6 protein-coding genes are annotated in these 6,296 nt (G+C 74.0%); 1 reads left to right on the top strand and 5 read right to left on the bottom strand.

The genetic code is table 11. The features are described from left to right. Positions 1-48: 48 nt before the first annotated feature. Genes LE181_RS26880 through LE181_RS26895 form a run of 4 tightly spaced genes read right to left on the bottom strand, consistent with a single transcriptional unit; the run spans position 49 to position 4,468 of the window. On the bottom strand, positions 49-1,239 hold the full coding sequence (locus LE181_RS26880) for a catalase family protein (RefSeq protein WP_225664094.1): 1,191 nt from the start codon (positions 1,237-1,239) through the stop codon (positions 49-51). Continuing rightward, on the bottom strand, positions 1,236-2,687 hold the full coding sequence (locus tag LE181_RS26885; protein ID WP_225664095.1) for a Dyp-type peroxidase: 1,452 nt from the start codon (positions 2,685-2,687) through the stop codon (positions 1,236-1,238). Before LE181_RS26885 ends, LE181_RS26880 begins: the two co-directional genes overlap by 4 nt. Positions 2,688-2,700: 13 nt before the next feature. Next, a complete protein-coding gene (locus LE181_RS26890; RefSeq protein WP_225664096.1) occupies positions 2,701-3,978 on the bottom strand; it encodes a hypothetical protein in 1,278 nt (425 codons plus the stop codon). 25 nt (positions 3,979-4,003) lie between these two features. Next, positions 4,004-4,468, bottom strand: a complete 465-nt coding sequence (locus LE181_RS26895) for a hypothetical protein (protein WP_225664097.1) — start codon at positions 4,466-4,468, stop codon at positions 4,004-4,006. A gap of 165 nt (positions 4,469-4,633) precedes the next feature. On the opposite strand from LE181_RS26895, the gene lepB reads away from it, so the two are divergent. Continuing rightward, positions 4,634-5,365, top strand: coding sequence for a signal peptidase I (gene lepB / locus LE181_RS26900; protein WP_225664098.1), 732 nt, complete (start codon positions 4,634-4,636; stop codon positions 5,363-5,365). A gap of 60 nt (positions 5,366-5,425) precedes the next feature. Here lepB and LE181_RS26905 read toward each other — a convergent pair. After that, a partial coding sequence (locus LE181_RS26905) for a hypothetical protein (protein ID WP_225664099.1) occupies positions 5,426-6,296 on the bottom strand: 871 nt, incomplete at its 5' end.

Below are 6,296 nucleotides of genomic sequence, written 5' to 3' on the forward strand. Positions count from 1 at the left end.
ACGATATGGCATGGTGTGTTCCTTCGCGCGGCGGGCGCGGGAGCCGCTTCAGGGGCTCCGGCCGGGCTCGTCGTCGCTGGGATCGGTGTGCGGTGTGCCGTTCATGGACTGGCGGAGGTGGCAGAGCTGCAGGTAGATCGTGCGGCGGGCGCGGTTCTGGTTGCCGAGCGGGCGGTGGGCGGCCACCGCGTGCCAGGGGTTGAAGGAGAGCCGGTCGGCGAGGGCGAACTGCCGGGCCTCGTCGAGCTCCTGGCGGGGCAGCCGCAGCGTGGCGACGGGCCGGAAGGGCGAGAGCCGTTCGGGCCAGACCACCGAGGCGTTCTCGACGGGCATCCGGTGCGGGTCGGTCTGGAGCTGGACGAGGAAGTCGAAGAGGACGTCGCGCTCGCGCAGCGTCGTGGCCAGCGCCCGCCGCAGGTAGTCGTCCGGCGGGTGCCAGGGCGCGCGGCCGCGCCGCCGGTCGCGCGGGACCAGGGAGTACTGCATGGCCTGGCCCTCGCCCAGCAGGTACGGGGTGCAGCTCCAGTAGCGGGTCTCCAGCGGGCTGGAGTGGGTCCTGGCGTACAGGCCCTGCATGACCATGTCGCACAGGTGGCTGTCGCGGGGGCCGAGGAAGTACAGCAGGGGGGTGCCGTCGTAGACGTGCTGCTGCAGCTTGAGGTTCTCGACGACGTCGGGCGTGGTGAAGGTCGGGGCGCTGATGCCCGTGAAGTCCTGGGTAGCCCGCTCGTCGTCGAGCAGCTTCTCGCCCTCGACGCCGAGGAGCTTGACGCCGATGCTGAGGATGCCGTTGTCCTCGATGTCGGGCGGCGCGAGGGGGCCGGGGCCGGCGAAGCGCACCCACGCGCGGAAGGTCCGGGGGCGGCTGAACACCCCGTGGCGCAGCGCGGCGGGCAGGTCGCCGAGCACGGTGAACTCCCCTGACACGACGCCGTGGGTCTTGGTGTTCCCGGCCCGCTGGGCGTTGCCCGGGGCGTACTCGCGGGCGATGAAGCGGCCCATCTGACCGGCGATGGCCTCCGTGGTCTCCCCCTCCCCCGGCAGCAGCCGTTCCTCGGCCGGGCGGAGGTGTTCGTCGCGGCGGCGGACGCCCACGATCCACTGCACCAGGGCCTGCACGGGCCGCCGCAGGGCCCGGTCGAGCAGCGGCCGGACGTAGGGGTCGATGCGGCGCTCCAGGTGGACGCAGCGCAGGACGGCGTCGTTGACCGCCACGCGCAGGCGGTGCCGGCCGGTCACCGCTGCCCGTCCTTCGGTGCGGCCGTGCACAGGTGGCGCAGGGCGCGCAGGCCGGGCAGGAAGAAGTAGGCGCCGCCCTGGACGAAGACGAACTGCGGCAGGCCGACGTGGCGGGTGCGGACGGGCCGGGCCTGCCGGGTGAAGGTGGCGTGCTGGTTGCGGCGCGGTGCGACCAGCGGGTCGGGGGCGTCGTGGAGGCCGTTGAAGCCCGGGTTGTTGAGCCAGGTGTGCTGGATGAACTCGAACTGGCGGGAGATGTTGGCGTTGAGGCAGAGGAAGTGCAGCCCGTTGCCCTGGGTGTCGTCGGCGGCGGTGGGCGGCGGGTCGGGGCCTCCGCGCGGCCCGTAGGCGCGACCGCGGCGCAGGATCCGGTGGCGCCGGCCGATGGCGACCGATTCGGCCGATCCGGGCCGCGGGTCCAGCGAGTCGCGGGGGTTGGCGCGGCGGATGTGCGCGCCGAGGGGGCAGCGCAGGCCGCCGGGGTCGGTGGCGAAGTAGCCGAAGTCGTTGTCGGTGGCACGGCCGGGATCGTCCTGGCCGGGGGCGTGGACCAGCGGGGCGCCGCCGGGCCAGCGGCCCACCATGCGCGCGGCGAGCGCCTCGCGCGCGGCGGGATCGGACGTGCCGTCGGGGCGGCGGGTGACGTCGTCGAGGTAGCCCCAGAAGCCCTGGACGTCCTGGTGGAGCTGGCGGAAGACCAGGTAGCTGCCGTTGCGGCCGAGGTCGGCGCCGGCGCCGCCGGGCGCCCGGGGCAGCAGGCCGGCGTCGTCGTCCGGGAGCAGCGGCCGGTCCGTCAGCAGGCCGTACTCGTTGGGATAGCCGAGGACGAACTCGCCGGCCTTGACGACGTCGCCGTCGGACGCCGCCCCGTCGCGCGCGGCGGTCACACGGGAGGTCTTGGGCAGTCCTTCGATGAGCGGCTGCGAGATGCCGTCCCGGAAGCCGAAGGGCTCGCGGTCGCCGAGCTCGGCCGTGGTCAGCCGGAGCACCTCGGTGAGACCGCCGGTGGCGAGCAGGTCCTGGCGCAGCTCTGCTTCCAGGCGGTGCAGGGACGGCTCGTCGCGGGCGTAGAGCAGCGCGAGGACGTGCACGGGCGGGGTGGCGGGCCCGCCCCAGCGCCAGTGCCGGGGGGCGTCCTGGCCGAGGTCGCCGAGGAAGCGGCTGCGGTCGGGGTCGGTCATGCCGGTGACGAACTCCTCGGGGAAGCCGTCGAGGCCGGGGGGCAGCGTGCCCAGGCGCCGCAGGCCGTCCGCGGTGAGGGCGAGGTTCACGGCGCTCTCCGTGGGCTCCGTGCGGCCGTCCGTCACCCGCAGGGCCGCCCGGGCCAGGGCGGGGCGTGCGGCCGGCGGGTCGGTGACGGCGAGCAGCAGGTAACAGGCCGCCCTCAGGCTGCTGTAGCCGCGCACGAGCAGGCCCTGGATGTCGTCGAGTTCCAGGGTCGGGACCATCGCGTCCCCTCCTTCAGAGCAGGGCGAGCCAGGCCCTGGTCGCGGCCGGGCCGAGGTCGGCGAACAGGCCCGCGCGGATGCGGGCGTTGGTGTCGATGGTGGCGGTGGTCAGGTCGTCGTAGGCGGAGTACCAGACGTGGGTGGGCAGCTGGTGGCAGCGCAGGTAGTTCTTGAAGGCCAGCTCGTCCTTGGCGCCGCCGAGCACGAGCCACCGGGTCCGGGGGTAGCCGAGCCCGTTGCTGAAGACGGCGTTGAGGCCCCAGGCGACCTTGTCGATGAAGTCGTCCATGTAGCTTTCGAGGCTTCCGTCGTAGTTGCTCGCGAAGAGCACGCGCCGCTTGTCGTCGATGAACAGCCAGCGGGCGAAGTGGATGGTCTTCACGCCCGTGAGGTCGCCCCGGTTGAAGAAGTGCCGGACGCCGTAGTCGACGACGAGGAGGACCGCCGTCAGGGTGGCGCGGCGGAACCGACCCGGTTTGACGGAGCCGACGGCGGTGAACGGGTTCTGCGCGCCGAAGTCCTCGCACGCGGCGAGTTCGCGCAGGTGCCGGCGGTCCGGGCGGTCCCGGCCGGGTGCGTCCCGCAGTTCGTGCAGCCGCAGCAGCACCGCCCACACGGGCAGGGCGAACAGCAGGAGCGGCAGCAGGAACAGGGCCACCACCGGCAGCGCGACGAGGTGCGCCTTCTGCCGGATCCGCCACCACAGGGCCGGCGGGGCGGGACGCGAGCGGGCCCAGGCCAGATCCGGGCGGCCTCTCACGTGCTCCTGGACGGCGGCCCGGATGCGGGACGGCGGTGCGCCGGACAGGGCCGCGCCCTGCTGGTCGAGGAATTCCTCGATCGCCTCGCGCAGCCGTGCCTCGCGCAGGATCTGCTGCCGCCCCCTGCCCACGGTGTTGACGTAGAAGGCGGCGGAGGGGATGCGGTGGGCGCGCAGCCAGGCGGTCCGGGCGGCGACCGAGGCGCTGCCCGTCGGGTAACCGTCGCAGTGCCCGAAGACCTTCTCCAGTCCCTCGCCGGCCTTGCGGACGAGATCGGTGAGGTGGGACTGCAGCGGGGCGTCCACCTCGCTCATGTAGACGACGCTGGCGGGCACGGGGGCGCCGTCCGCGCCGGGCGGCCCTTCCGGCACCACGAGCAGCCGGGCGAAGTGAACGCCCGTCACCTCCGCGAAGGGGAACAGCTCGCCGGCCACGCCCTTGCGGCCGGCCTCGGCCAGCAGTTCGCTCACCTCTGCGACCCGGGCCGCGGGGAGGGCGGCCCGGATGGTGACGGCCAGCTGATGCGGCATGCCCGGCACCTCCCGGAGCGTCGTGTCAGGTGGTCGGGGTGGAGAAACGCAGGGAGAAGCCCAGGACCCTGCGCCGCCCCCAGTAGACGTCGCCGAGGTACAGGCCCGGCCCGATCGTGCGGATCTCGTCGCGGATGCGCTGCGCGAGGAACGAGGTGCGCGAATAGTCCAGGACGATGCATTCCGCGCCGTCGGACCAGCTCGCGCCGCGGTACACCCGGGCGCGGATGGCGCGCACGCCGAACGGGGTGACCCTGTTGAGCAGTTCTCCGCCGCCGGGCGCGAACACCTTGCCCTGCCAGGCGAGGAGCCGGGCGAGGCGGGCCGCGATCCGCGACGGGCCCGCTCCGCGCGCCAGGAGCACGGTGCCAGCGCCCTCGCCCCGGGGCGTCTCCCCGGGCGGGCTGCTGCGGAAGAGGCGGTCGAGCTCGGGCCGCGACAGGGCCAGCAGGTCCCGGGCGTCCGTAACCGCCCCCGTGGCGTGGGCCATGACACACCTCCACGGCACTCGACACCACCATCGTAGGGCGCGTGCGCCCCGGCAGCATCTCCGGACATGTCGCCCAGGAGGTGTGCGGGAACTCCCGCGCGTTGTGGGAGTGGTAGGCCCGGACCGCAAGGGGAGACGGGCCGTGGCACGTGGCGAGGAGTGGGAATGACCGATGTGGCGACCGCCGGGGCGGACACCGGGCCGGGCGAGGCGGGCGGGAAGCCGCGCGAGCAGCGCCCGTTCTGGAAGGAGCTGCCGCTCCTCATCGGCATCGCGCTGGTCCTCGCGCTGCTCATCAAGACGTTTCTGGTGCAGGCGTTCTCCATCCCCTCGGACTCGATGCAGAACACCCTGCAGCGGGGCGACCGCGTGCTGGTCGACAAGCTCACGCCGTGGTTCGGCGCCAAGCCCGAGCGGGGCGAGGTCGTCGTCTTCCGCGACCCGGACGACTGGCTGAAGGACGAGCCGGCCGCCCGCCCGAACCCGGTGCAGAAAGTCCTCGGCTTCGTCGGGCTCATGCCCTCCGCCGAGGAGAAGGACCTCATCAAGCGGGTCGTCGCCGTCGGCGGCGACACGGTGGAGTGCCGCGGCACGGGGCCGCTGAAGGTCAACGGCAAGGAGCTGGACGAGCCCTACGTCTTCGCCGGGAACACCCCGTGCAGCCCCGACGAGCAGGGCGGCCAGTTCAAGGTGACCGTTCCCGAGGGGACGTTGTGGGTGATGGGCGACCACCGGCAGAACTCGGCGGACTCCCGCTACCACCAGCAGGACCGGAACCACGGCTTCGTCCCGGTCGGCAACGTGATCGGGCGCGCCTTCGTCGTCGGCTGGCCGCTGGACCGCTGGAACACCCTGCCCGTCCCGGACACCTTCGACGGCGTGGGCGGCCGGTCCTGACACGCGTCAGGGCGGGCACGGGCGGGCAGCCGCCCGGGCCCGCCGGTGAGCGGGGGCGTGTCAGGAGAGGCGGATGCCCAGCGCGTAGGCGGTGAGGGTGGCCGGGTCGGCCACCCGGTGGTCCTTGGAGGCCGCGCTGAAGCTGGCGTTCCAGGTGGTGGACGGCTCCAGCCGCCACAGGAGGTTGCCGGCCCCGCGCCAGTGCACCTCGGCGCCGCCGCCGGTGAGGGCGTATCCCGGAGGCAGGGTGGCGACGGCGGCGGGGTGCTGGGCCTGGCCGGACTCGGCGCGGACCAGGGCGGTCGTGACGCGGCCGGCGGGCAGGTCGCGGCGCAGCGAGATCGCGTAGGAGCGGATGCTCGCCGGGGAGGAGACCACGTGGTCCTTGGAGCGGGCCTTCCAGGAGAAGTCGGTGGACGGGAAGGAGGCCGTGGCGAGGTTGCCGGCGCCCCGCCAGTCGACCCGGAAGCCCCCGCCGACCAGGGCGTACTCCGCGGAGGAGGGGATGCCCGCCTCGGCCTCGGGGTGCGGGACGGTACCGCTGTCGGCGCGCGCGACGTGGACCGAGCGCAGCAACCGGTCGCGGCTCATCCCGGCGATCTTCAGGCCGATGACGTAGGCGGTCAGCTCGTGCGGCTGGGCTTCGAGGTGGTCCTTGGAGGAGACGGTCCACCCGGTCAGGTCGTCGTTGGGGTACGAAGCGGTCAGCAGCGCGCCGGCGGGGCCCTCCACGGCGGTGGCCCCGCCGCCGATGGCGATCATGTCTCCGTCGGCCACCCGTACCGTCTGGTCGTTCCAGTGCTGCTGGGCGGGGTTCCCGCGGTAGGCGAAGACGGCCACGGTCACCCGGCCCGACGCGTCGGTGTAGCCGGCCACCTGCCGGGCCCCGGGCCGCGACGCCGCCCGGCGCGCCGCCGGGGCCGCCGCGGCC

Source organism: Streptomyces sichuanensis, assembly GCF_020328095.1.
In the GTDB taxonomy this organism is placed as follows: Bacteria; Actinomycetota; Actinomycetes; order Streptomycetales; family Streptomycetaceae; genus Streptomyces; species Streptomyces cinnamoneus.